General features: G+C 71.8%; 19 protein-coding genes, 1 pseudogene and 1 riboswitch. Of the genes and pseudogenes, 8 read left to right on the plus strand and 12 right to left on the minus strand.

Annotated features, from left to right (window positions below):
- Window positions 1–40: 40 nt before the first annotated feature.
- On the plus strand, window positions 41–2,044 hold the full coding sequence (locus ACF07S_RS20095) for a BTAD domain-containing putative transcriptional regulator (RefSeq protein ID WP_391974773.1): 2,004 nt from the start codon (window positions 41–43) through the stop codon (window positions 2,042–2,044).
- Window positions 2,045–2,169: 125 nt separating this feature from the next.
- Here the strand turns inward: ACF07S_RS20095 and ACF07S_RS20100 are convergent, their stop codons facing one another.
- From ACF07S_RS20100 to ACF07S_RS20110, 3 genes and pseudogenes are all read right to left on the minus strand, one after another.
- Window positions 2,170–2,790: a hypothetical protein gene (locus ACF07S_RS20100; RefSeq protein ID WP_391974708.1), complete on the minus strand. Its 621-nt coding sequence runs from the start codon at window positions 2,788–2,790 to the stop codon at window positions 2,170–2,172.
- Between the two features lie 146 nt (window positions 2,791–2,936).
- Window positions 2,937–3,443, minus strand: a pseudogene (locus tag ACF07S_RS20105) (hypothetical protein); the annotation flags it as partial.
- A 109-nt stretch (window positions 3,444–3,552) separates the two neighbouring features.
- On the minus strand, window positions 3,553–4,992 hold the full coding sequence (locus ACF07S_RS20110) for a gamma-aminobutyraldehyde dehydrogenase (protein ID WP_391974709.1): 1,440 nt from the start codon (window positions 4,990–4,992) through the stop codon (window positions 3,553–3,555).
- A gap of 250 nt (window positions 4,993–5,242) precedes the next feature.
- Between ACF07S_RS20110 and ACF07S_RS20115 the strand changes: the two genes are divergently transcribed.
- From ACF07S_RS20115 to ACF07S_RS20145, 7 genes are all read left to right on the plus strand, one after another.
- Window positions 5,243–5,761, plus strand: a complete 519-nt coding sequence (locus ACF07S_RS20115; protein WP_391965492.1) for an Lrp/AsnC family transcriptional regulator — start codon at window positions 5,243–5,245, stop codon at window positions 5,759–5,761.
- Window positions 5,762–5,763: 2 nt separating this feature from the next.
- Window positions 5,764–7,137, plus strand: coding sequence for an aspartate aminotransferase family protein (locus tag ACF07S_RS20120; protein WP_391965491.1), 1,374 nt, complete (start codon window positions 5,764–5,766; stop codon window positions 7,135–7,137).
- Between the two features lie 216 nt (window positions 7,138–7,353).
- Complete coding sequence (locus ACF07S_RS20125; protein ID WP_391974710.1) at window positions 7,354–8,103, plus strand: ABC transporter ATP-binding protein; 750 nt, start codon at window positions 7,354–7,356, stop codon at window positions 8,101–8,103.
- A complete protein-coding gene (locus tag ACF07S_RS20130; RefSeq protein ID WP_391974711.1) occupies window positions 8,085–9,413 on the plus strand; it encodes a hypothetical protein in 1,329 nt (442 codons plus the stop codon). The genes ACF07S_RS20125 and ACF07S_RS20130 overlap by 19 nt, the downstream gene beginning before the upstream one ends.
- 110 nt (window positions 9,414–9,523) lie before the next feature.
- The gene (locus tag ACF07S_RS20135; RefSeq protein ID WP_391974712.1) at window positions 9,524–9,931 is read left to right on the plus strand and encodes a VOC family protein; all 408 of its coding nucleotides are present in this window, start codon (window positions 9,524–9,526) and stop codon (window positions 9,929–9,931) included.
- A 45-nt stretch (window positions 9,932–9,976) separates the two neighbouring features.
- Complete coding sequence (locus tag ACF07S_RS20140; protein WP_391974713.1) at window positions 9,977–11,098, plus strand: LOG family protein; 1,122 nt, start codon at window positions 9,977–9,979, stop codon at window positions 11,096–11,098.
- A 148-nt stretch (window positions 11,099–11,246) separates the two neighbouring features.
- Window positions 11,247–11,948, plus strand: coding sequence for an LAETG motif-containing sortase-dependent surface protein (locus ACF07S_RS20145; protein ID WP_391974714.1), 702 nt, complete (start codon window positions 11,247–11,249; stop codon window positions 11,946–11,948).
- A gap of 139 nt (window positions 11,949–12,087) precedes the next feature.
- Here ACF07S_RS20145 and ACF07S_RS20150 read toward each other — a convergent pair whose 3' ends face one another.
- From ACF07S_RS20150 to rpsB, 9 genes are all read right to left on the minus strand, one after another.
- A complete protein-coding gene (locus ACF07S_RS20150; RefSeq protein ID WP_391965485.1) occupies window positions 12,088–13,107 on the minus strand; it encodes an ABC transporter ATP-binding protein in 1,020 nt (339 codons plus the stop codon).
- Window positions 13,108–14,709 (minus strand): ABC transporter permease, encoded by a 1,602-nt coding sequence (locus tag ACF07S_RS20155; protein ID WP_391974715.1) that lies wholly within the window; start codon window positions 14,707–14,709, stop codon window positions 13,108–13,110.
- Window positions 14,710–14,756: 47 nt separating this feature from the next.
- Window positions 14,757–15,878, minus strand: a complete 1,122-nt coding sequence (locus ACF07S_RS20160; protein WP_391974716.1) for a thiamine ABC transporter substrate binding subunit — start codon at window positions 15,876–15,878, stop codon at window positions 14,757–14,759.
- Between the two features lie 79 nt (window positions 15,879–15,957).
- A riboswitch (TPP riboswitch) is annotated at window positions 15,958–16,063 on the minus strand.
- A 24-nt stretch (window positions 16,064–16,087) separates the two neighbouring features.
- Window positions 16,088–17,194, minus strand: coding sequence for a 23S rRNA (adenine(2503)-C(2))-methyltransferase RlmN (gene rlmN, locus ACF07S_RS20165; protein ID WP_391965482.1), 1,107 nt, complete (start codon window positions 17,192–17,194; stop codon window positions 16,088–16,090).
- A 101-nt stretch (window positions 17,195–17,295) separates the two neighbouring features.
- Complete coding sequence (locus tag ACF07S_RS20170) at window positions 17,296–18,420, minus strand: phosphatidate cytidylyltransferase (RefSeq protein WP_391974717.1); 1,125 nt, start codon at window positions 18,418–18,420, stop codon at window positions 17,296–17,298.
- Complete coding sequence (gene frr / locus ACF07S_RS20175; protein WP_044388432.1) at window positions 18,420–18,977, minus strand: ribosome recycling factor; 558 nt, start codon at window positions 18,975–18,977, stop codon at window positions 18,420–18,422. Before frr ends, ACF07S_RS20170 begins: the two co-directional genes overlap by 1 nt.
- A 120-nt stretch (window positions 18,978–19,097) precedes the next feature.
- Window positions 19,098–19,856 carry a UMP kinase gene (pyrH, locus tag ACF07S_RS20180; protein ID WP_391965480.1) on the minus strand — a complete coding sequence of 253 codons (759 nt, stop codon included), beginning with the start codon at window positions 19,854–19,856 and terminating at the stop codon, window positions 19,098–19,100.
- Window positions 19,857–20,045: 189 nt separating this feature from the next.
- Window positions 20,046–20,882 carry a translation elongation factor Ts gene (gene tsf / locus ACF07S_RS20185; RefSeq protein WP_391965479.1) on the minus strand — a complete coding sequence of 279 codons (837 nt, stop codon included), beginning with the start codon at window positions 20,880–20,882 and terminating at the stop codon, window positions 20,046–20,048.
- Between the two features lie 155 nt (window positions 20,883–21,037).
- Window positions 21,038–21,976, minus strand: a complete 939-nt coding sequence (gene rpsB / locus ACF07S_RS20190; RefSeq protein ID WP_391974718.1) for a 30S ribosomal protein S2 — start codon at window positions 21,974–21,976, stop codon at window positions 21,038–21,040.
- Window positions 21,977–22,219 lie beyond the last annotated feature (243 nt).

Consider the following 22,219-nt stretch of genomic DNA (forward strand, 5'->3'; position numbering starts at 1 on the left):
GGTGGTCGCCGTGGACCGGACGGGAGGGACGGAGTCCGTCGTGCAGGTGACGTTCGGGGTGCTGGGCGCGGTGACGGCCTGGGACGAGGCGGGTGACGCGCTCCCGCTGCGCGGGCCGAAGCACCGCGCGGTCCTGGCCCGGCTCGTGGTCGCGCGCCGCCGGGTGGTGCCGGTGGCCCGGCTCGTGGCGGACCTGTGGGACGAGCCGCCGGACAACGCCGTGGGCACGGTACGGACCTTCGTCGGCGGGCTGCGCCGGGCGCTGGAACCGGACCGGCCGCCCCGGACCCCGCCCCGGCTGCTGGTCACCGAGGGGCCGGGCTACGCGCTGCGGGCGGCCGCGGAGGAGGTCGACGCCTGGCGCTTCGAACGGGCGGTGTCCACGCCCGGCGACGCTCCCCCCTCCCGGGTGGTGTCGCTGCTGACCGAGGCGCTGGACTGGTGGCGCGGGCCGGCCTTCGCGGACTTCGGCGACGCGCACTGGCTGCGCGCGGAGCGCTCCCGGCTGACGGAGCTGCGGCTGCACGCCGTCGAGCGGCGGGCCGAGGCGCAGCTCGCGTCGGGAGCGGCCGGGCAGGCGGTGCCCGAGCTGGACGCGCACGTCGCCGAGCACCCGTGGCGGGAGGACGCCTGGCGGCTGCTCGCGCTGGCGCTGTACCGGTCCGGGCGGCAGGCCGACGCCCTGTCGGTGCTGCGGCGGGCCCGCGGCATGCTCGGCGAGCACCTGGGGGTGGACCCCGGTCCCCGGCTGCGCCGGCTGGAGGAGGACGTCCTGCGGCAGGCCGCCCACCTCGACCCCGACGCCGGGGGGACGGCGGACCGGGTGTGGGAACGGGCGACGGCCGCCTACGACGTGGCGGTGCCGTCGCGGGCGGGGGCCCGGCTGGAGTCGGCCGCGGGCCTAATGCGGGACCTGGCCGTGACCGGCGGCGGCGGTCTGGAGGCGGCGCGGCGGCACCGGGCGGCGGCCGTCACCGCCGCGGAGCAGCTCGGCGACCCGGAGCTGACGGCACGCGTCATCGGCGTGTACGACGTCCCGGCGGTCTGGACCCGCTGCGACGACCCGGAACAGGCCCGCCGGCTGGTGGCCGCCGCGGAGCGCACCCTGCGGCACCTGCCGCCCGACGGCCACGACGCGGCCCGCTGCCGTCTCCTGGCGACGATCGCCGTGGAGTCACGCGGGATCCTCCCCACCGACCGGCCGGCCACCGGGGAGTCGGCCCGCCCCCTCCGGGCGGCGCGTCAGGCGGAGGAGACCGCCCGGCGGCTGGACGACGCCTCGCTCCTGGCGTTCGCCCTGAACGGCACGTTCATGCAGACCTTCCACCGCACGGGGCTCGCGGCCCGGCGGGACGCGATCGGCGCGGAGATCGTCTCCCTCGCGGCGCGCAACGGCCTCCCCCGGTACGAGGTGCTCGGCCACCTCGTCCGCGTCCAGTCACGCTGTGCCCTGGGCGACCTCACGGGCGCCGGCCGGCACGCGCGGGCCGCCGACGCGCTGGCCGCCCGCCACGGCCTCCCGCTGGTCGCGGTCTTCACGACGTGGTTCCGCGCCCTGCGCACCGCCCTGACCGCTCCCCCGGCCGCCGCCCTGACCGCCTACGACCGGGCCGCCGACCGCCTCCACGGCTCCGGCATGCCCGGGCTGCGCGAGGGCCTGCTCCCCCTGGCCCGGCTGAGCGTGGCGGTACGGCACGGCGAACCGCTCCCCGCCGGCCGGCACACCGACTGGGGCCCCTACGAGCCCTGGGTGCGCCCGCTCCTCCTGGCGGCCGGGGACCGTCACCGGGAAGCCCGCGCGGCACTGCGGGGCCTGCCCGCGCCGCCCCGTGACCTCCTGTCCGAGGTCCTGTGGTGCCTGGTCGCCCGCGCCGCCGTCACCGTGGACGACCCGGCCACGATGCTCCGCGCCCACGCCCAGCTCCTGCCCGCCGCCGGGGAACAGGCGGCGGGCAGCGGCCTGCTGACCCTGGGCCCGGTGACCGACCACCTGGGGACCCTCACCACGGCACTGGAACGGGGCGGCCACCTCGGGAGCCGCTGACGTCATGTCCCCGGGGCGGCCGGAGCGGATCACCCGGGGAGCGATCGCCCCGGGGTGCGGCCGGACCGGCCCGGCCGCGGGCGGGCCCGTGACGCCGGCCCACCCGCGCCCGGCGCCCGTCCGGCTCAGCGCCCCATGGAGCGCTGCAGCATGCCGCGGACCTGCTCCCAGGGACGCTGCTGTTCACCATGGAGCGCGTTGAGCACCAGCAGCCCGCCGGTCAGAGCGGGAACGGCCCACTGCAGGACCGTCAGCTGTCGCCGAGCCGCCTGCGCCTCCTTCGCATCCTGCAGGTCCTGCGAGTCCTGCAGATCCTGCGAGTCCCGCAGGATCTGCGAGTCCTGCGAGTCCGCCCCGCCCTGGACCGCGTCACCCTGCCAGGCCTCCGGGGAAGCCTTCTCCACCTTCTTGCCCAGCACGCGGCTGTAGGCGGTCACGGCCATCGCCGCACCCGTCACCACGGTCTTGGCCAGCGTCGAGGAGCCGACGCCCTTCTGCCGCGCCACCCGGGCGGCGTTCACCTCCAGCAGGCCGACGCTGCCCACCAGGTGTGCGGCGATCGCCACGGCGTTGACCGGTGTCCACATGGCCCAGCCCGCGCTCTCGATGCGCCGGCGCGTCTGTTCCGTCCCGCCCTGCGCGCGGGCGGCACCGTTGAGGCCGACCGCGCCCATCAGCGATCCCCCGAACCAGGCCGCCAGCCCCACGTCGTGCAGACTGCGCAGCACCGTATTGCGTTCCGTCATTCTCCAAGGTCCCTTCGGCTCAGGAGCAGTCCCCGCTCGGTGCCGCGACGGGCACACGTCCGCCACGCTCCCAGAGCTCTCCGGACCCGGCCACCGGACCCGCGCGAAGGGGTGAGGCAGGGGCGGACGCCGTCAAGCGGCGGTACGGGCACGGCGTTCGGGGTGAGCGCCGCCAGCCGCTTGGTCTTCTGCCGTACGAGGTACAGCGGGATCACGCCGAACACCCCGAACGCCATGTCGACGACGGTCCACCAGAAGGGGATGCCGCGGATCGGGCCGCAGATCAGGGCGAGCGGGACGATGCCCGCGCAGGCGATCATGCCGAACTCCACGACCCGGACGTTGCGGACGGGATCGCGGTAGGGGCCCAGGAAGGCGACCGCGCTCACCAGGTGGGCGAAGGCGAGCCAGTCGGTGCCGTGGAGGAGGAACGGGTAGTCGGCGTCGGCGGTGTCGAGGCCCCGGCGTACGCGCTCGGTCCGGTCCATGAGGGCGGGCAGGTGCTCCGGCGCGGACAGCGAGCGGAGCAGGTCCTCGCTCCAGCGCAGTTCGTGGACCAGGGGGAAGGCCGTGGCGCCGCTGAGCACCAGGCACACGACGAAGAGGACCAGCCAGGCGCGACTGCCCTTCAGCAGGGCGGCTCCGTCGCTCACGAGGGCGGCGCACGCCCGGAACCGAACATGTTCGAAAAGCGGTCCGGGTGCGGGAACGCCCCGGCCCCGGACGGTGGTTCACCGTCCGGGGCCGGGCCGAGCCGCGCGCCTACGCGTCCAGCGACGTCATCACGTGCTTGATGCGGGTGTAGTCGTCGAAGCCGTAGGCCGAGAGGTCCTTGCCGTAGCCGGACTTCTTGAAGCCGCCGTGCGGCATCTCCGCGACCAGCGGGATGTGGGTGTTGATCCACACACAGCCGAAGTCGAGCTTCTTGGACATGCGCATCGCGCGGGAGTGGTCCTTGGTCCACACCGAGGAGGCCAGCGCGTACTCGACGCCGTTGGCGTACTCGACGGCCTGGTCCTCGTCGGTGAAGCGCTGGACGGTGATGACCGGGCCGAAGACCTCCTTCTGCACGATCTCGTCGTCCTGGTTCAGGCCCGAGACGACGGTCGGCGCGTAGAAGAAGCCCCGCTCGCCGACGCGCTTGCCGCCGGCCTCCACGCGCGCGTGCGCCGGCAGCCGCTCGATGAAGCCCTCGACCTGCGCCAGCTGGTTGGGGTTGTTGAGCGGGCCGAAGAGGACGTCCTCGTCGTCGGGCATGCCGGTCCTGGTGCCGGCGGCGGCCCGGGCGAGCGCGGAGACGAACTCGTCGTGGATGGACTCGTGGACGAGGACGCGCGTGGCGGCCGTGCAGTCCTGGCCGGCGTTGAAGAAGCCCGCGACGGAGATGTCCTCGACGGCCTTGGCGATGTCGGTGTCCTCGAAGACCACGACCGGGGCCTTGCCGCCCAGTTCCAGGTGGACGCGCTTGAGGTCCCTGGACGCGGACTCGGCGACCGACATGCCGGCGCGGACCGAACCGGTGATGGACGCCATCGCCGGGGTGGGGTGCTCGACCATCAGGCGGCCGGTGTCGCGGTCCCCGCAGATGACGTTGAACACGCCCTTGGGCAGGATCGAGCCGAGGATCTCGGCGAGCAGCACGGTGGAGGCCGGGGTGGTGTCCGAGGGCTTCAGGACGACCGTGTTGCCCGCGGCGATCGCCGGGGCGAACTTCCACACGGCCATCATCATCGGGTAGTTCCAGGGCGCGACCTGCGCGCAGACGCCGACCGGCTCGCGGCGCACGATGGAGGTCAGGCCCTCCATGTACTCGCCGGCCGAGCGGCCCTCGAGCATCCGCGCCGCGCCCGCGAAGAAGCGGATCTGGTCCACCATGGGCGGGATCTCCTCGGTGCGGGTCAGCCCGGTGGGCTTGCCCGTGTTCTCCACCTCGGCCGCGATGAGTTCCTCGGCGCGCTCCTCGAAGGCGTCCGCGATCTTCAGCAGGGCCTTCTGCCGCTCTGCCGGGGTGGTGTCGCGCCAGCCGGGGAACGCCTCGGCGGCGGCCGCCATCGCGGCGTCCACGTCCGCCTGCCCGGACAGCGGAGCGGTGGCGTACGCCTCACCGGTCGCGGGGTTGACCACCTCGGTGGTCCGTCCGTCGGCGGCGTCCCGGAACTCCCCGCCGATGTAGTTGCGCAGACGACGCAGCTCGGTGCTCACTGCAGGCCCTCCTGGTGTTCCTTGTGGGTGTGTCCGAGATGTCCAGAGGTGTCGCCAGGTGTCGAGTGGTGACGAGTGGTGACGAGTGGTGGCGACGGGCGTCGGGTGTCCATCCTCTGAGACACCCACCCTAAACCGACGGCTGACGTTTTCAACACCCCCACCCGGCTCACTCCTGCGAAATCCGCAAGCACAAGCACTGCAGACAACGAATTTCATCAATCGATCCTTGCGAAACCGTCGATACGTCGTGCACAGTGACCCCGTGGCCAGTCGAAGCGCAGACCCGAGGGACTCCCGCGAGTCCAAGAACGGCGGCGGTCCCCAGGTGGACGCCGTCTCCCTCGCCATCATCGAGCAGCTCCAGGAGGACGGCCGCCGGCCGTACGCCGCCATCGGCAAGGCCGTCGGCCTGTCCGAGGCGGCCGTGCGCCAGCGCGTCCAGAAACTGCTCGACCAGGGCGTGATGCAGATCGTCGCCGTCACGGATCCGCTCACCGTGGGCTTCCGCCGCCAGGCGATGGTCGGCGTCAACGTCGAGGGCGACGTCGAGTCCGTGGCCGACGCGCTGACCGCCATGGCCGAGTGCGAGTACGTGGTGATGACCGCGGGCTCCTTCGACCTGATGGTCGAGATCGTCTGCGAGGACGACGACCACCTTCTGGAGGTCATCAGCAAACGCATCCGGGCCGTACCGGGCGTGCGCTCCACCGAGAGCTTCGTCTACCTCAAGCTCAAGAAGCAGACCTACATGTGGGGAACCCGATAATCGTGAGCACCGACCGCCCCAAGGACCTCAGCAAGTCCGCGTACGACCACCTGTGGATGCACTTCACCCGCATGTCCTCGTACGAGAACTCCCCCGTCCCCACCATCGTCCGGGGCGAGGGCACCCACATCTTCGACGACAAGGGCAAGCGCTACCTCGACGGTCTCGCCGGCCTGTTCGTGGTGCAGGCGGGGCACGGCCGTACGGAACTCGCGGAGGCCGCCGCCAGGCAGGCGCAGGAGCTGGCCTTCTTCCCGGTGTGGTCCTACGCCCACCCCAAGGCCGTGGAGCTGGCCGAGCGGCTGGCCCACGAGGCTCCGGGCGACCTGAACAAGGTCTTCTTCACCACCGGCGGCGGCGAGGCGGTCGAGACCGCCTGGAAGCTCGCCAAGCAGTACTTCAAGCTGACCGGCAAGCCGACCAAGTACAAGGTCATCTCCCGCGCGGTCGCCTACCACGGCACCCCGCAGGGCGCCCTCTCCATCACCGGGCTGCCGGCCCTGAAGGCCCCGTTCGAGCCGCTGGTGCCGGGCGCGCGCAAGGTGCCGAACACGAACTTCTACCGGGCGCCGATCCACGGCGACGACCCGGAGGCGTTCGGCCGCTGGGCCGCCGACCAGATCGAGCAGCAGATCCTCTTCGAGGGCCCGGACACGGTCGCGGCCGTCTTCCTGGAGCCGGTGCAGAACGCCGGCGGCTGCTTCCCGCCCCCGCCCGGCTACTTCCAGCGGGTCCGCGAGATCTGCGACCGGCACGACGTGCTGCTCGTCTCCGACGAGGTCATCTGCGCCTTCGGCCGGCTCGGCACCACGTTCGCCTGCGACAGGTTCGGCTACGTCCCGGACATGATCACCTGCGCCAAGGGCATGACCTCGGGCTACTCCCCGATAGGCGCGTGCATCGTCTCCGACCGCCTCGCCGAGCCGTTCTACGAGGGCGACAACACCTTCCTGCACGGCTACACCTTCGGCGGTCACCCGGTGTCGGCCGCGGTGGGCCTCGCCAACCTCGACCTGTTCGAGCGCGAGGGCCTGAACCAGCACGTGCTGGACAACGAGGACGCCTTCCGCGCGACCCTGGAGAAGCTGCACGACCTGCCGATCGTCGGCGACGTCCGCGGCAACGGCTTCTTCTACGGCATCGAGCTGGTCAAGGACAAGACCACCAAGGAGTCCTTCGACGCCGACGAGACCGAGCGGGTCCTGTACGGCTTCCTGTCGAAGAAGCTCTTCGAGAACGGCCTGTACTGCCGTGCCGACGACCGCGGCGACCCGGTCGTCCAGCTCGCCCCGCCGCTGATCTCCCACCAGGAGACCTTCGACGAGATCGAGCAGATCCTGCGCGCGACGCTGTCGGAGGCCTGGACCAGGCTGTAGGCCGTCCGAGGTTCAGATCTTCCTTCTGGATGATCAACACCGGCCCCCGTGCCGCCCGTTCGAGTGAGAAACGGCGGCCCGGGGCCGCGTGCTGTCCGGCACGGCGCCGCCGCCTGCCTAGCGTGCCAGTGACCGATCGGCCCTGCCTTCGTTCCCCCGGACGGGGGAATTCACGAATAGCGCACGGCATTTCCGATCCGAACCGAGGTGTACGCCATGGTGGCCCCACCGGACAACGACGTGCTCTGGGCACGAGCCCTGCACTTCCGGTACGACGACGGCTCACCCGGGCTGAGCGGGGTCTCGCTCGGCGTCCGGGAGGGCGAGATCCTCGCCGTCGGCGGCCCGCGCGGCAGTGGCAAAACGACACTGCTGCGCTGCCTGGCCGGTCTGCTGCCCGCCCGCAGCGGCGAGGTCTGGTTCAACAGCCTGCCCGTGCACACCATGAGCCCCGTGGCCCGCGAGCGGCTGCGCCAGGACCGCTTCGGCTGGATCGACCCGGCCCCGGTGCTCGTCCCCGAGCTGAACGCCTGGGAGAACGCCGCCCTGCCGCTGATGCTGCGCGGCACCGGCCGGCGCCGCGCCAAGACGGCGGCCCTGGAGTGGCTGGAGCGTCTCGACATCGGGGACAAGGCCCGCAGGCGCCCCGGGGAACTGGTGCAGGCGGAGCGGCAGCGGGTGTGCATCGCCCGCGCCCTCGCCCCGGCGCCCACGGTGCTGTTCGCCGACGAGCCGACCGCCCCGCTGCACCGCGTCGAGCGCGCACACGTCCTGCGCACGCTCACCACCGCGGCCCGCTCGCACGGCATCACCGTGGTCCTCGCGACCCACGACGCGGGGACCGCGGCCCTCGCCGACCGCACGGTGCCGCTGCTCGACGGGCGGCGGGTCCGCACCGTGCACCTGCCCCCGGCCTCCGGGGCGGCCGAGACGGAAGGCCGGGCGGCGTGCTCGCTCTCCGCCTGACCCGAGCCGCCCGGCCCGCCGTCCAGCTGCGCCGCCTCCTGGTCACGGCGGCCTCGGCCGGCACGGGCTTCCTGCTGCTGTGCGCCCTCGGCCACGCACTGGCCGACCCGGACCCGTCGTCCTCCTCGGTGTCCCGGCTGGCCTGGTGCGCGGCCCCGCTGGTGGCCACGGTCCACTTCGCGGTCGCGGTCGCCCGCACCGATCCGGGCGCCCGGCCCCGGCCCGGTCTGTCGGCGGTCGGTCTCGGGCCCGCCCGCCTCATGGCGATCTCCGCGGCCACCACCGCCCTGTCCTGCGCCCTGGGCTCGGTGCTGGCCCTGCTCGTCTTCCTCCATCTGCGCGGCGACCTGACCGGCATGCCCTTCGACGGTGCCGCGACGGACTTCCTCGCCGCCGGCCGGCCGCTGCCGCTCCCGGCGACGCCGACCCTGCTGGCCCTGGTGCCGCTGAGCGCGTCGGCGACGGTGGCGGTCGCGCTGCGGCCGCGCGAGCCGGGGGCGGGCACGGGCCGCGCGGCACGGTCCTACGGCCGGTTCGGCGCGTACCGGCGCACGGCGGTCCGGGAGTCCTTCGGGGCGTACGGACGATTCGGCAGGCAACTGGGGGCGGCGCGCGGCCGGCGTACGGCTGTCACGACGCCGCAGCAGGAGGGTGCGGCGGGCGGTCCTCAGGACGGTCCCGGAAACGGTCCCGGGAGCGTCGCCGGCGATCCGCCCGCCACCGCGCACACACCGCCCTCCGGGCTCCCCTGGGGCATCGCGGTGCTGGCGGTGGGGCTGGCCGTGGAGGCCCTCACGAGCCGTACCGGCGGCGGTGCGCCGGGCGGCCGGCCGGCCGCGCTGCTCGGGCTGGCCCTGACCGCGGCCGGTCTCGCCCTGGCCGGTCCCGGTCTCACCCATCTGTGCGGACGGCTGCTCCAGACGGTCCGCCCCGGTGCCCTGCGGCTGCTCGGCGGGCGGATCCTCATGACGGAGGCCACGCGTATCGGCCGTCCGCTGGGCGTGGTCTGCGCGGTGCTGTCGGCCGCGTACGCGATGGCCTCGGTGCAGGACGGGCCGGAGGCGTCCCCCGGCCCGCTCGTCACGCTCGGGGTGCTGCTGGTGACCGGCTGCACGGTGGCGACCCTGCTGACGGCCGCGGTCGAGGCCAGGCAGGCCCGCGCCGGCACCACCGCCGCGCTGCGGCGCCTGGGGGCGCCCGCGGCGACGCTCCGCGGGGCGGCCGCGCTCCGTGCGGGTGCGCTGCTCGCCCTGTTCGGGCCGCTGACCCTGGCCGTGGCCGAGCTGTCGGCATGGCCGCTGGCCCGCTGAGGCCCCCACGGAGAACCGGTCCGTGAAAAAGCCGCACGGGCCGATGAGTTCCGCGCGGGGCTGCGGTCTACCCCACGAACGCCACGGAACCGAACGGGAGAGGCCCCGCCATGTACCAGCAGATGATTTTCGTGAACCTGCCCGTCAACGACCTCGACGCCTCGAAGAAGTTCTTCACGGAGCTCGGCTACTCGATCAACGCGCAGTTCAGCGACGAGACCGCCGCGTCGGTCGAGATCAGTGACACGATCGTCGCGATGCTGCTCACCCGGCCGAAGTACGCGGAGTTCACCAAGAAGGAGATCGTGGACGCCACCAGGAGCAGCGAGGTGCTGCTCGCGCTGAGCGCCGAGAGCCGCGAGAAGGTCGACGAGCTGGTGGAGAAGGCCGTCGCGGCGGGCGGTTCGGTCACCGGCGAGACCCAGGACCACGGTTTCATGTACGGCCGCGCCTTCGACGACCTCGACGGCCACACCTGGGAGGTCGTGTGGATGGACCCGGCCGCGGTGGAGGGCTGAGGGACCGCCGGGGGCCCGGGACCCGACAAGCCCTAGCATGGGCGGGTGCAGACGAGCCCCGCCCATGCCCTCGATCACGGGGACCGCGAGATAGAGACGCTCCAGAAGTTCGACGCGATCGTCTCCGCCCGCGGAGCCCTCTCCGGATTCCGTGTCCAGGCCGTCGATCTGACGGACCGGACACGGGAGTTGCTCACCACCGACACCGCCGGGGCCGTCTTCCTCGGCTGCCGGATGCGTCCGGACGCGGCGGACAAGCTGCGCGCCGACGGCGCTCTGCTCCTCCCGCCCGTCCCCGGTCTCCCCTTCGACCCCTACCGGGGGCATCTCTACACGCCCGGTGAGCTGTTCGCCTCGCTCGACGAGGGCTACGAGGCGACCCCGGACGCGCTGTCCTACGCCTGGTTCCAGCGGACCAGGGCGGACGGCGACGTCTTCGCCTCCATGCTGCGCGCGGTCCACGACGACTCCATGTCCGACGCCCTCGACGAACTCCTGCGCGGGGCGCGGGTCGTGGGCGTGATGGGCGGTCATGCGACGGCCCGCGGCACCGAGGGGTTCCGGGGGGCCGCCCGGCTCGGACGGGCGCTGACCCACGCCGGTTTCACGGTGGCGACCGGTGGCGGTCCGGGCGCGATGGAGGCCGCGAACCTCGGCGCCTACGCGGCCCCGTACGACGACGCCATGCTGGACGAGGCCTGCCGGCTCCTCGCCGCCGCGCCCTCGTTCACGCCGTCGGTCACCGACTGGGCGCGCGCCTCCTTCGAGGTGCGCACCCGCTGGCCGGAGGGCAACCACTCGATCGGCATCCCCACCTGGTTCTACGGCCACGAGCCGCCCAACGCCTTCGCCTCCCGCATCGCGAAGTACTTCGCCAACGCCACCCGCGAGGACGGCCTGCTGGCCCGCTGCAACGCGGGCGTGGTGTTCCTGCCGGGTGCCGCCGGTACCGTGCAGGAGGTCTTCGACAACGCGACGCCGAACTACTACGAGTCGCGCGGTGAGCCCACACCCATGGTGCTGGTGAACCGGGCCCACTGGACGGAGAGGCTGCCTGCCTGGCCGCTGCTCCGCTCGCTCGCCCGGGAGCGCTCGATGGAGGCGCGGATCGCCCTGGTGGACCGGATCGAGGAGGCACCCGAGGCGTTGAAACGTCTGGGTGGTTAATAAAAAGGCAAAACTCGCCCCCGTAGTAAGCATATGCGTTGACACTACTTATGCAACGCTTATAGACCTGGGTTTCACATGGGAGTGCTGATGCTTCGTCAACACTCCCTCAACCCCCCGCATTTGCGTACCCATGTAAAGGACAAACGTGGCAGTTCTGTCCGTATCCCGCCGCACGGCCTCGCGCACGTTGCGTGCCCTCGGTGTCGTCTCCGCCTCCGCCGCGCTCGCGCTCGGTGTCGTCGGCAACGCCGTGGCCTGCAACATCAACGAGTTCTCGGCCGAGGCCAAGTGTGCCGGTGACAAGGGCGTCATCACCGTCACCGACGTGGACCCGGCCGGGGTTCCCGCCACCGTCACCGTGTTCCAGAACAGCGGTGCCGGTGAGACAAAGATCGGCGAGCAGGTGGTCAAGGGCACCCGCGAGGGCACCACCATCACCTTCGAGGAGGACTGGAAGCCGAACGCCGAGTACCGCATCCACGTCGAGGCGAAGCCCTACGTCGACGAGGACATCAAGCCGAACCTGGTCACGCCGGCGACGGCCTGCAAGAAGGCGGAGGAGGAGACCCCGGCTCCGACGCCCAGCACCCCGGAGGAGGAGACGCCCTCCGCCCCCGCCGAGGAGCCCGGCACGCCGACCCCGTCGGCGTCCGAGAGCGAGAGCACCCCTCCGGCGGACACGGCGAGCAACGCGCCGTCCCCGGCCGGTGAGTCGAACCTCGCCGAGACCGGCGCCAACTCCAACACCGGTCTCATCGCCGGTGTCGCGGGCGCGCTGGTCGTGGTCGGCGGTGGCGCGGTCTTCTTCGGCATGCGCCGCCGTGGGGCGAACAACAGCGGAAGCTGACGTCTCGCGGACACCGCGGTGACTCCGGTGGCCCGTCCCCGTCCGGGGGCGGGCCACCTGCGTTGCGGACCGCGTCCGGCGGGGGCACCGGCACACGTGGAGACACCGGCCCACACGGGGCGCCGCCCCACGCGGGGCGTCAGCCCAGTACGACGATCTCCGCCGCGTCGAACTCCACCCCGACCTCGTCCCCGACCTCCGGCGCGGTCCTGAGCGCGCAGGCCGCCTCCAGGTGGGGCGCGTCCTCGGGCCGGAGGCGGACGGCGACATGGGTGCCGCGGAAGGTGCGTGCGGCGACCGTGCAGCGCAGGCCCTCGCCGGCCGGGACCAGACGCACTCCGGCGGGACGTATCAGCAGCGTCCGACCGCCGTGCGGGGCGTCCTCCGGCACGGGGACCTTGCCCCAGGGGGTCACGGCGAGCGCGTCGCCCACCGTGGCCTCGACCACGTTCTCGAAGCCGAGGAAGCGCGCCACGAAGGCGTCGGCCGGCCGCTGCCACACCTCCAGGGGCGTTCCGGACTGGGCGATCCGCCCGTCCCGCATCACCACCACCCGGTCGGCCAGCGCGAACGCCTCCCCCTGGTCATGGGTCACGGCGAGCACGGTGGTGCCCAGCCGGCCGAACAGCTCCCGTAGTTCGACGACGAGGCGTTCCCGGAGCGAGCGGTCGAGCTGGCCGAGCGGCTCGTCGAGCATCAGCAGCCGGGGGCTCGGGGCGAGCGCACGGGCCAGCGCCACCCGCTGCTGCTCACCGCCGGACAGCGCGGCGACGGCCCGCCCGGCCGCCCCCGGCAGTCCCACCAGCTCCAGCAACTCCCGTACACGAGCCGCCTGTTCCGTGCGCGTTGCCCCGTGCATGCGCAGCCCGAAGGCGACGTTCCCGCCCACGTCCCGCTGGGGGAAGAGCTGGTGGTCCTGGAACATCAGTCCCACCCCGCGCCGGTGCGCGGGCGCATCCGTCCGGTCGTGTCCGTCGATCCGGATCCGCCCGGAGTCGAGGGGCTGCAGCCCGGCCACCGCCCGCAGCAGCGTGGACTTCCCGCTGCCGCTGGGCCCCAGCACGCACACGATCTCGTGCTCGGCGACCTGCAGACCGACGGCGTCCAGCACCGCCCGTCCCCCGAAGCGGACGGTCGCGTCCTCCAGGCTCAGCAGCATCTAGAACTCCCCGGTCCGGTCGGTCCGCAGCCGCTCCAGCACGAGCAGCGCCACCGCGCACACGATCATCAGAATCGTCGACAAGGCCATCGCCTGGCCGTAGTTGAGGTCCCCGGGCCGGCCCAGCAGCCGTGCCACGGCCACCGGCAGCGTCGGGTTGTCCGGCCGCGCGATGAACACGGTCGCCCCGAACTCCCCCAGCGACACCGCGAAGGCGAACCCCGCCGCGATCAGCAGCGCCCGCCGCACCATCGGCAGGTCCACCTCCCGCCACGCCCGCCACGGCGACGCCCCGAGCACCGCCGCCGCCTCCCGCAGCCGTACGTCCACGGCCCGCAGCACCGGCAGCATGATCCGCACGACGAAGGGCACGCCGACCAGCGCCTGCGCGAGCGGGACCAGGATCCAGGAGGCCCTGAGGTCCAGCGGCGGCTCGTCGAGGGCGATCAGGAAGCCGAAGCCGACCGTCACCGCGGACACCCCGAGCGGCAGCATCAGCAGCGCGTCGAAGCCGCGCACCAGCCGGCCCGCGTCCCGCCGGGTCAGCGCGACGGAGGCGAGGGAACCGACCAGCACGGCGATGGCGGTGGCGGCGAGGGCGTACCGCAGCGAGTTGCCGACCGCCTCGACCGGCGCGACCAGGAACACTCCCCCGTCGTCCCGGGTCAGCGCCCGGTAGTAGCCGAGGCCGGCGTCGGCGAAGGACCGTTCCACCAGCACCGCGAGCGGCAGCAGGAGCAGGACGGCGACGGTGGCCACGACGCCGGCCAGCAGCGCCCACTGCCCGGCGCCGCGCGGCCTGCGCGCGGTCACCGAGGCGTCCACCAGCCGCAGCGCGGTCTCCCGCCGCCGTACGGTCCAGGCGTGCAGGGCGAGGACCGCGGCCACGGCGACGAACTGGATCATCGTCAGGACGGCGGCCGTGGACAGGTCGAAGATCTCGGCGGTCTGCCGGTAGATCTCCACCTCGAGGGTGGAGAAGGTGGGCCCGCCCAGGATCTGCACCACTCCGAAGCTGGTGAAGGTGAACAGGAAGACCATCAGCGCGGCGGCCGCCACGGCGGGCGCGAGCGCGGGCAGGGTGACGGTCCGCCAGGCCGCGAACCGGGAGGCGCCGAGCATCCGCGCCGCCTCCTCCTGCCGCGGGTCGAGCTGGGACCAGAGTCCGCCCACGGTCCGCACGACGACGGCGTAGTTGAAGAAGACGTGCGCGAGCAGGATCGCCCACACGGTGGTGTCCAGCCGCACGCCCCACAGCTCGTCGAGGAGTCCGCCGCGACCGACGAGCGCCATGAACGCCGTTCCGACCACGACCGTGGGCAGCACGAACGGCACGGTGACCACCGCCCGCAGCACCTGCTTGCCGGGGAAGTCGAGGCGGGCGAAGACGTAGGCGCCGGGCAGCGCGACCAGCAGGGTGAGGGCGGTGGAGACGAGGGCCTGCCAGGTGGTGAACCACAGGACCTGCCGGACGTCGGGCTGCGCCAGTACGTCGCCGATCCGCCCGAGGTGCCAGGTCCCGTCGGCCTTCAGTCCGCGCGCGACGATCGCGGCGACGGGATGGGCGAAGAAGACGGCGAAGAACGCGACGGGCACGGCCATCAGGCCGAGCCGCGCCGCGCTCCCGCGCCGTGTCGCCGCGGTTCGCCTCACTTCAGTACGAGCGAGGTCCACGACTTGACCCACCGGTCACGGTTGGCGGCGATCTCCGCCGGGTCCATGGTCTGCGGGTCCTTCGCCTGCGGCCCGAACTCGGTGAACTCCGCGGGCACCCGGGCGTCCTCGCGCACCGGGTAGACGAACATGTTGAGCGGCATGTCGTCCTGGAACGGCTTGCTGATGAGGAAGTCGAGCAGCGCCTTGCCGCCCTCGGGGTTCCCGGCGTTGCTCAGCAGTCCGGCGTACTCGACCTGGCGGAAGCAGGTGCCCTCGGCGACGCCGGTGGGTGCGGTGTCCGGCTTCGGGTCGGCGTAGATCACCTCGGCGGGCGGGGAGGAGGCGTAGGAGACCACCAGCGGACGGTCGGCCTTGGCCTGCTTGCCGCCGGCCGAGCCGGAGAACTCCTCGTTGTAGGCCTGCTCCCAGCCGTCGACCACCTTCACGCCGTTGGCCCTGAGCTTCTTCCAGTAGTCCTGCCAGCCTCCCCCGCTCCCGGCTTCGCCCGAGCGGGAGGTGTCCCCGTCGCCGTACTGCGCGGCGGTGCCGAGCAGGAAGCCGAGGCCGGGCGAGGAGGTGGAGGCGTTCTCGACGACGAGGAGGTCCTTGTACTCGGGCTTGATCAGGTCGTCGAAGGTCTTCGGCGGGGCCAGCTCGTGCTCGCTGAACCACGCCTTGTCGTAGTTGACGCACACGTCGCCGGTGTCGACGGGCGTGACCCGGTGCTTGTCCCGGTCCGCGCGGAACTCGTCCGGGATCAGGTCGGACCCCTTCGCCTCGTACGGCTGGAACAGCCCGTTGTCGAGGGCGCGGGAGAGCAGGGTGTTGTCGACGCCGAAGAAGACGTCGCCCTGGGGGTTGTCCTTGGTCAGGACGGCCTTGTTGACGGCCTGCCCGGCGTCGCCGTCCTCGAGGACCCTGACCCTGTAGCCGGACCGCTTCTCGAAGGCGGCGATGACGTCCTTCGACGCGGCCCACGAGTTGTGGCTGACGAGGGTCACGGTCCTGGACCCGCCGTCGCCACCCGTGCCGCCGTCGTCGGACGACCCGCACGCGGACAGCGTGACCAGTCCCAGCCCGACGGCCAGGACGGTGACCTTCTTGGTGATGCCCACTGGATTCCTCCTGGAGTGACCAGGAAGAGACGCGGCCCTGCCCGGAACCCTGTGACAGGTCCCGGGCAGGGCGCAACAGCTCGAGTGATGACCGATCTCCCTACCCAGAATGACCTGGGCGAGGTTCGGAGGGTCTGCGGCCGGTGCCGCACTCTCAGCGCTGTGGCGCTCCCCTGTCGGAATATGAAGATGTGCTTACACGGGTCACATTACCGTTCGCTCGCGGCGAGCTGACCGCACGCCCCGTCGATCTCCTGGCCACGGGTGTCCCGGATCGTCACCGGCACACCATGCGCGGCGATCGCCTCCAGGAACGCCTTCTCGTCCTCGGGCCGCGAGGCGGTCCACTGGGAGCCGGGCGTCGGATTGAGCGGGATGAGGTTGACGTGCACGGGCCGGCCCTTGAGCAGCCGTCCGAGGCGGTCACCGCGCCACGCCTGGTCGTTGATGTCCCGGATCAGGGCGTACTCGATGGACAGCCGGCGCCCGGACTTCGCCGCGTACTCGAAACCGGCGTCGAGCACCTCGCGCACCTTCCACCGCGTGTTCACGGGGACGAGGGTGTCGCGCAGCTCGTCGTCGGGGGCGTGCAGCGAGATGGCGAGGCGGCACTTGAAGCCCTCGTCGGAGAACCGGTGGATCGCGGGGACGAGGCCGACGGTCGAGACGGTGACCCCGCGCTGCGACAGCCCGAGCCCGTCCGGCTCGGGGTCGGTGAGGCGGCGGATCGCGCCCACGACCCGGTTGTAGTTGGCGAGCGGCTCGCCCATGCCCATGAACACGATGTTGGACAGCCGCGCCGGTCCGCCCGGGACCTCGCCGTCCCTGAGGGCCCGCATCCCGTCCACGATCTGGTGCACGATCTCGGCGGTGGACAGGTTCCGGTCGAGTCCGGCCTGGCCGGTGGCGCAGAACGGGCAGTTCATGCCGCAGCCCGCCTGCGAGCTGATGCACATGGTCACCCGGTCCGGGTAGCGCATGAGCACGGACTCGACGAGCGTGCCGTCGAACAGCTTCCACAGCGTCTTGCGAGTGGTGCCCTGGTCGGTCGACAGGTGCCGCACGACGGACATCAGCTCGGGAAGCAGCGCCTCCTGGAGCTTGCCGCGGGAGGCGGCCGGGATGTCGGTCCACTGCTCCGGATCGTGCGCGTACCGCGCGAAGTAGTGCTGCGAGAGCTGCTTGGCGCGGAACGGCTTCTCACCGGCCGCGGCGACCGCCTCCTTGCGCTCGGCGGGCGTGAGGTCGGCAAGGTGCCGCGGCGGCTTCTTGGCTCCGCGCGGCGCGACGAAAGTGAGTTCTCCGGGCTTAGGCATGACACGACCAGTGTCGCAGATCCACAAGGGTGTCCCGATCCGGCAGCGGTCGGGCCCCCGCCCTGGGAGGACGGGGGCCCGACGCGGCCGTGCGGGTACCGTCAGCCGGAGCCGACGAAGATCACCAGTAGCAGCCACACCACCGGCGCCGTCGGGAGCAGCGAGTCCAGCCGGTCCATGATGCCGCCGTGGCCGGGAAGCAGGGTGCCCATGTCCTTGATGCCCAGGTCCCGTTTGATCATGGACTCGCCCAGGTCGCCGAGGGTGGCGCTGGCGGCGACCGCGAGCCCCAGCAGCAGGCCCTGCCACCAGATGCCGTCGTCGATCAGGAAGTGCATGCACAGCGCGCCCGCCGCCATCGCGAAGGCCACCGCCCCCAGCAGGCCCTCGCGGGTCTTGCCGGGGCTGATCCGCGGGGCGAGCCTGTGCTTGCCGAAGCGCCAGCCGACGGCGTAGGCGCCGGTGTCGCTGACCACCGTCAGCGCCAGGAAGGTCAGGACCCGCCACGCGCCGTCGCCGGCCGTCAGCATCATGGCGACGAAGGTCGCCAGGAACGGTACGTAGAACGCCGCGAAGAGTCCCGCCGTGACGTCCTTGAGGTAGCCCTCGGGCGGTGCCGTCATCCGCCACAGCAGGACGGCCAGCGCGGTGAGCGCCATGACCACCCAGGCGCCCTCGGCCCCCCGGGCGTACCCGGCGACGATCATGGCCGCGCCGCCGGCCGCGAGGGGCACGAAGGGCACCTTGATGCCCTTGCGCTCGTCGAGCCGCTTGGTCAGCTCCCACAGGCCCACCACGGCGGCGACGGCGACCACGCCGACGAAGGCGGCCTTGACGACGAACAGCGACGCGACGATCACCACGCCGAGTCCGACGCCGACGCCTATCGCGGCGCCGAGATCGCGCCCCGCGCTCTTCCTCTGCGGCACGGGTGCCGGCTGCGGGGCGTCGGGCATGGGCTCCGGATTCTGCGGCACCTCCCCCGGCAGGGGTCGGGCCCGCGTCGGCTCGTCTCGGAACAGAGGGCCGCTCAGCCGAGCGGCATCCCGGTTCCCGTCCTGGTCACCGCCGCGTTCGGGTACCTCGGGCCCGATGGGCACGGGGCGAGTCTGCTGCGCGTAGTGCGCATCGTACGCGGGACCCGCCGGGGCAACCCCCCGGCCGGGTCCCTGGTCGGACGGCCCCCAGTACCCGGTCTGCGGCGCCCCCCAGGAAGAGTCGTTCATCAGACCTCGAGCAGCTCCGCTTCCTTGTGCTTCAGGAGCTCGTCCACCTGGGCGACGTACTTCGCCGTGGTGTCGTCGAGCTCCTTCTCCGCACGGCGGCCCTCGTCCTCGCCGACCTCGCCGTCCTTGACCAGCTTGTCGATGGCGTCCTTGGCCTTGCGGCGCACGGAGCGGATGGAGACCTTGGCGTCCTCACCCTTGCCCTTGGCGACCTTGATGTACTCGCGGCGGCGCTCCTCGGTCAGCTCGGGGAACACCACTCGGATGATATTGCCGTCGTTGCTCGGGTTGACGCCCAGGTCGGAGTCGCGGATCGCCTGCTCGATGTTGCGCAGCGCGCTCTTGTCGAACGGCGTCACCACGGCCATGCGCGGCTCCGGCACGGAGAACGAGGCCAGCTGGTTGATCGGCGTCGGCGCGCCGTAGTAGTCGGCCACGATCTTGTTGAACATCGCCGGGTGCGCACGACCGGTGCGGATCGCGGCGAAGTCCTCCTTGGCGACCACGACGGCCTTCTCCATCTTCTCCTCGGCCTCGAGGAGGGTCTCTTCGATCACCACTTGCTCCTGCGTGTCTTGAGTAGGCCCGGCTGCGGTTCCCTGTCGGGGCGGCGGCCGGCTGCGTCGCGTCTTCTTCCTGCACGGTTTCCGACCGGCAGGACATTGTCCATCCCCCGGTCAGTCGCGGTCGGCTTGGTCACCCACAAGCGTGCCGATCTTCTCACCCTTGACGGCGCGGGCGATATTGCCCGCCTTCAGGAGCTCGAAGACGACGATCGGGAGGCTGTTGTCACGGCAGAGCGTGACGGCCGTGGCGTCGGCGACCTTCAGATTCCGGGTGATGACCTCGCCGTAGCCGAGCGCGTCGAACTTCACGGCGTCCGGGTTGGTCTTCGGGTCCGAGTCGTAGACCCCGTCCACCCCGTTCTTGCCCATGAGCAGCGCCTCGGCGTCGATCTCCAGGGCGCGCTGGGCGGCGGTGGTGTCGGTGGAGAAGTACGGCATGCCCATACCGGCGCCGAAGATGACCACGCGCCCCTTCTCCAGGTGCCGTACGGCGCGCAGCGGGATGTACGGCTCGGCGACCTGCCCCATGGTGATGGCGGTCTGCACGCGGCAGTCGACGCCCTCCTTCTCCAGGAAGTCCTGGAGGGCGAGGCAGTTCATCACCGTGCCGAGCATGCCCATGTAGTCGGAGCGGGCCCGGTCCATGCCGCGTACCTGGAGTTCGGCGCCGCGGAAGAAGTTGCCGCCGCCGATGACGATCGCGATCTGCGCGCCGTCCCGTACGACGGCCGCGATCTCGCGTGCGATGGCGTGCACCACGTCGGGGTCGACGCCCAGGCCCCCGCCGCCGGAGAAGGCCTCTCCGGACAGCTTCAGCAGAAACCGGCCGCGTACTTTGCCGTCGTCGCTCTTCTCGGCCTTGGTGGTCATCGGGATCCCGCCTCTTTCACGTGTTGCACATACGAAGAAGGCCATTGCCGGTGGGGCGTGTTTCGCATCCCATACGGCAATGGCCTCCTCGTCAGATCTGCTGTCGTCCGGCACGCGCCGTCGCGTGGACGCGTATCCGAACGACTGCTGTCGACCCTATCGGGGTCGCGCGCCCGTCGCGGTACGGACTCAGATGCCGACCTTGATGCGCGTGAAGCGCTTCAGGGTGACACCGGCCTCGTCCAGGACCTTCTGGACGGACTTCTTGTTGTCCAGCGCGTAGGGCTGGCCGAGCAGCGTGGCGTCCTTGAAGAAGCCGTTGAGGCGACCCTCGACGATCTTCGGCAGGGCGGCCTCGGGCTTGCCCTCGGCGCGGGTGGTCTCCTCGGCGACACGGCGCTCGGACTCGACGACCTCGGCCGGCACGTCCTCCTTGGAGAGGTACTTCGGCGCGAAGGCGGCGATGTGCTGGGCGACGCCCTTGGCGATCTCCGCGTTCGGCTTGTCGAGCTCGACGAGCACACCGATCTGCGGCGGCAGGTCGGGCATGGTGCGGTGCATGTACGCCGTCACGTAGCCGTCGGCGAACTGCGCGAAGCGGTCCAGGACGATCTTCTCGCCGAGGTTGGCGTTGGCCTCGTCCACGAACGCCTGGACGGTCTTGCCGGCCTCGATCTCGGAGGCGAGCAGCGCCTCGATGTCGGCCGGGGAGGTCCTGGCGACGTGCTCGGCGATGGCGGCGGCCACGGCCTGGAACTTCTCGCCCTTGGCGACGAAGTCCGTCTCGCACTTCAGCTCGACGAGGACACCGGAGGCGTTGTCGTCGGCGATGATCGAGACCACGGCGCCGTTCTCGGCGGAGCGGCCCTCGCGCTTGGCGACGCCCTTCTGGCCCTTGATGCGGAGCGCCTCGACGGCCTTCTCGACGTTGCCCTCGGCCTCGTCCAGCGCCTTCTTGCAGTCCATCATGCCGGCGCCGGTGAGCTCCCGGAGCTTCTTGACGTCGGCGGCGGTGTAGTTCGCCATGAGTCTGTGAGTCTTTCTCGAAGTCTGGAGGATCGGAGATCTACGGGTCAGGACCTGCCTGAGGGCAGGCTTCCGACTCGCCGCTGGCCTACGGGTGAACGGCGGGAGCGGATCGCATGTCACCGCTCCCGCCGTCAACGGCTCTGACGGGTGGGTCAGGCCTGCTCGGCCTCGGCGGCCGGGGCGTCCTCGGCGGCGGGGGCGTCCTCGGCGGCGGGAGCCTCGGCAGCGGTCTCCGCCGGCTTCTCGCCCTCGGCGGGGGCCTCGGCCGGCTTCTCGCCCTCGGCGGCGGCCGGAGCGGCGTCCTCGGAGTCCGCCTTCTTCTCGCCCTCGAGCAGGTCGCGCTCCCACTCGGCCAGCGGCTCGCCGGCGGCCTTCTCGCCCTTGCCCTCGGTGGCGACACCGGAGCGGGAGATGAGGCCCTCGGCGACGGCGTCGGCGATCACGCGGGTGAGCAGGGTGACGGAGCGGATCGCGTCGTCGTTGCCCGGGATCTTGTAGTCGACCTCGTCGGGGTCGCAGTTGGTGTCGAGGATGGCGACGACCGGGATGTTGAGCTTCCGGGCCTCGCCGACCGCGATGTGCTCCTTCTTGGTGTCCACGATCCAGACGGCGCTGGGCACCTTCTGCATCTCGCGGATACCGCCGAGGGTCTTCTCCAGCTTGGCCTTCTCGCGGGAGAGGACCAGCAGCTCCTTCTTGGTGAGGCCGGAGGCGGCCACGTCCTCGAAGTCGATCTGCTCGAGCTCCTTGAGGCGCTGCAGACGCTTGTAGACGGTCGAGAAGTTGGTGAGCATGCCGCCCAGCCAGCGCTGGTTGACGTAGGGCATGCCGACGCGGGTGGCCTGCTCGGCGATGGCCTCCTGCGCCTGCTTCTTCGTGCCGACGAACATGACCGTGCCGCCGTGGGCGACGGTCTCCTTGACGAACTCGTAGGCGCGGTCGATGTACGACAGCGACTGGAGCAGGTCGATGATGTAGATGCCGTTGCGCTCCGTGAAGATGAAGCGCTTCATCTTCGGGTTCCAACGACGGGTCTGGTGACCGAAGTGGACGCCGCTCTCCAGCAGCTCCCGCATCGTGACGACGGCCATGGCCGTATCTCCTCGAATTTCTCGGTTGTGCCGCGGATGCCGGACGGCTTCCGCGCCTGACGCCCGCGACGCGCCGTTGCCACGAAGGACCGAGGGGCGCTGACATCCGGGTTCCGGCCGTGACCGGTCCTGATGTCGGGGCGTGCGAAGTCGACCCGGTGGCCCGGATCGCCACCAGAAGTGTACGGGACCCGCGGGGCGCCGGGTGACGCCGTTGTCCACAACCCGGGTGGTGGTCCACAG

Source organism: Streptomyces sp. NPDC016640, from assembly GCF_043076215.1.
Classification (GTDB): Bacteria; Actinomycetota; Actinomycetes; order Streptomycetales; family Streptomycetaceae; genus Streptomyces.

Excerpts from the sequence above, each read along its gene's own strand:
- ACF07S_RS20100 (WP_391974708.1), bottom strand. The coding sequence starts at position 2,790 with ATGACGGAACGCAATACGGTGCTGCGCAGTCTGCACGACGTGGGGCTG.
- ACF07S_RS20125 (WP_391974710.1), top strand. The coding sequence starts at position 7,354 with ATGGTGGCCCCACCGGACAACGACGTGCTCTGGGCACGAGCCCTGCAC.
- ACF07S_RS20135 (WP_391974712.1), top strand. The coding sequence starts at position 9,524 with ATGTACCAGCAGATGATTTTCGTGAACCTGCCCGTCAACGACCTCGAC.
- ACF07S_RS20150 (WP_391965485.1), bottom strand. The coding sequence starts at position 13,107 with ATGCTGCTGAGCCTGGAGGACGCGACCGTCCGCTTCGGGGGACGGGCG.
- ACF07S_RS20155 (WP_391974715.1), bottom strand. The coding sequence starts at position 14,709 with ATGGCCGTGCCCGTCGCGTTCTTCGCCGTCTTCTTCGCCCATCCCGTC.
- rlmN (WP_391965482.1), bottom strand. The coding sequence starts at position 17,194 with ATGCCTAAGCCCGGAGAACTCACTTTCGTCGCGCCGCGCGGAGCCAAG.
- ACF07S_RS20170 (WP_391974717.1), bottom strand. The coding sequence starts at position 18,420 with ATGAACGACTCTTCCTGGGGGGCGCCGCAGACCGGGTACTGGGGGCCG.
- pyrH (WP_391965480.1), bottom strand. The coding sequence starts at position 19,856 with ATGACCACCAAGGCCGAGAAGAGCGACGACGGCAAAGTACGCGGCCGG.
- tsf (WP_391965479.1), bottom strand. The coding sequence starts at position 20,882 with ATGGCGAACTACACCGCCGCCGACGTCAAGAAGCTCCGGGAGCTCACC.
- rpsB (WP_391974718.1), bottom strand. The coding sequence starts at position 21,976 with ATGGCCGTCGTCACGATGCGGGAGCTGCTGGAGAGCGGCGTCCACTTC.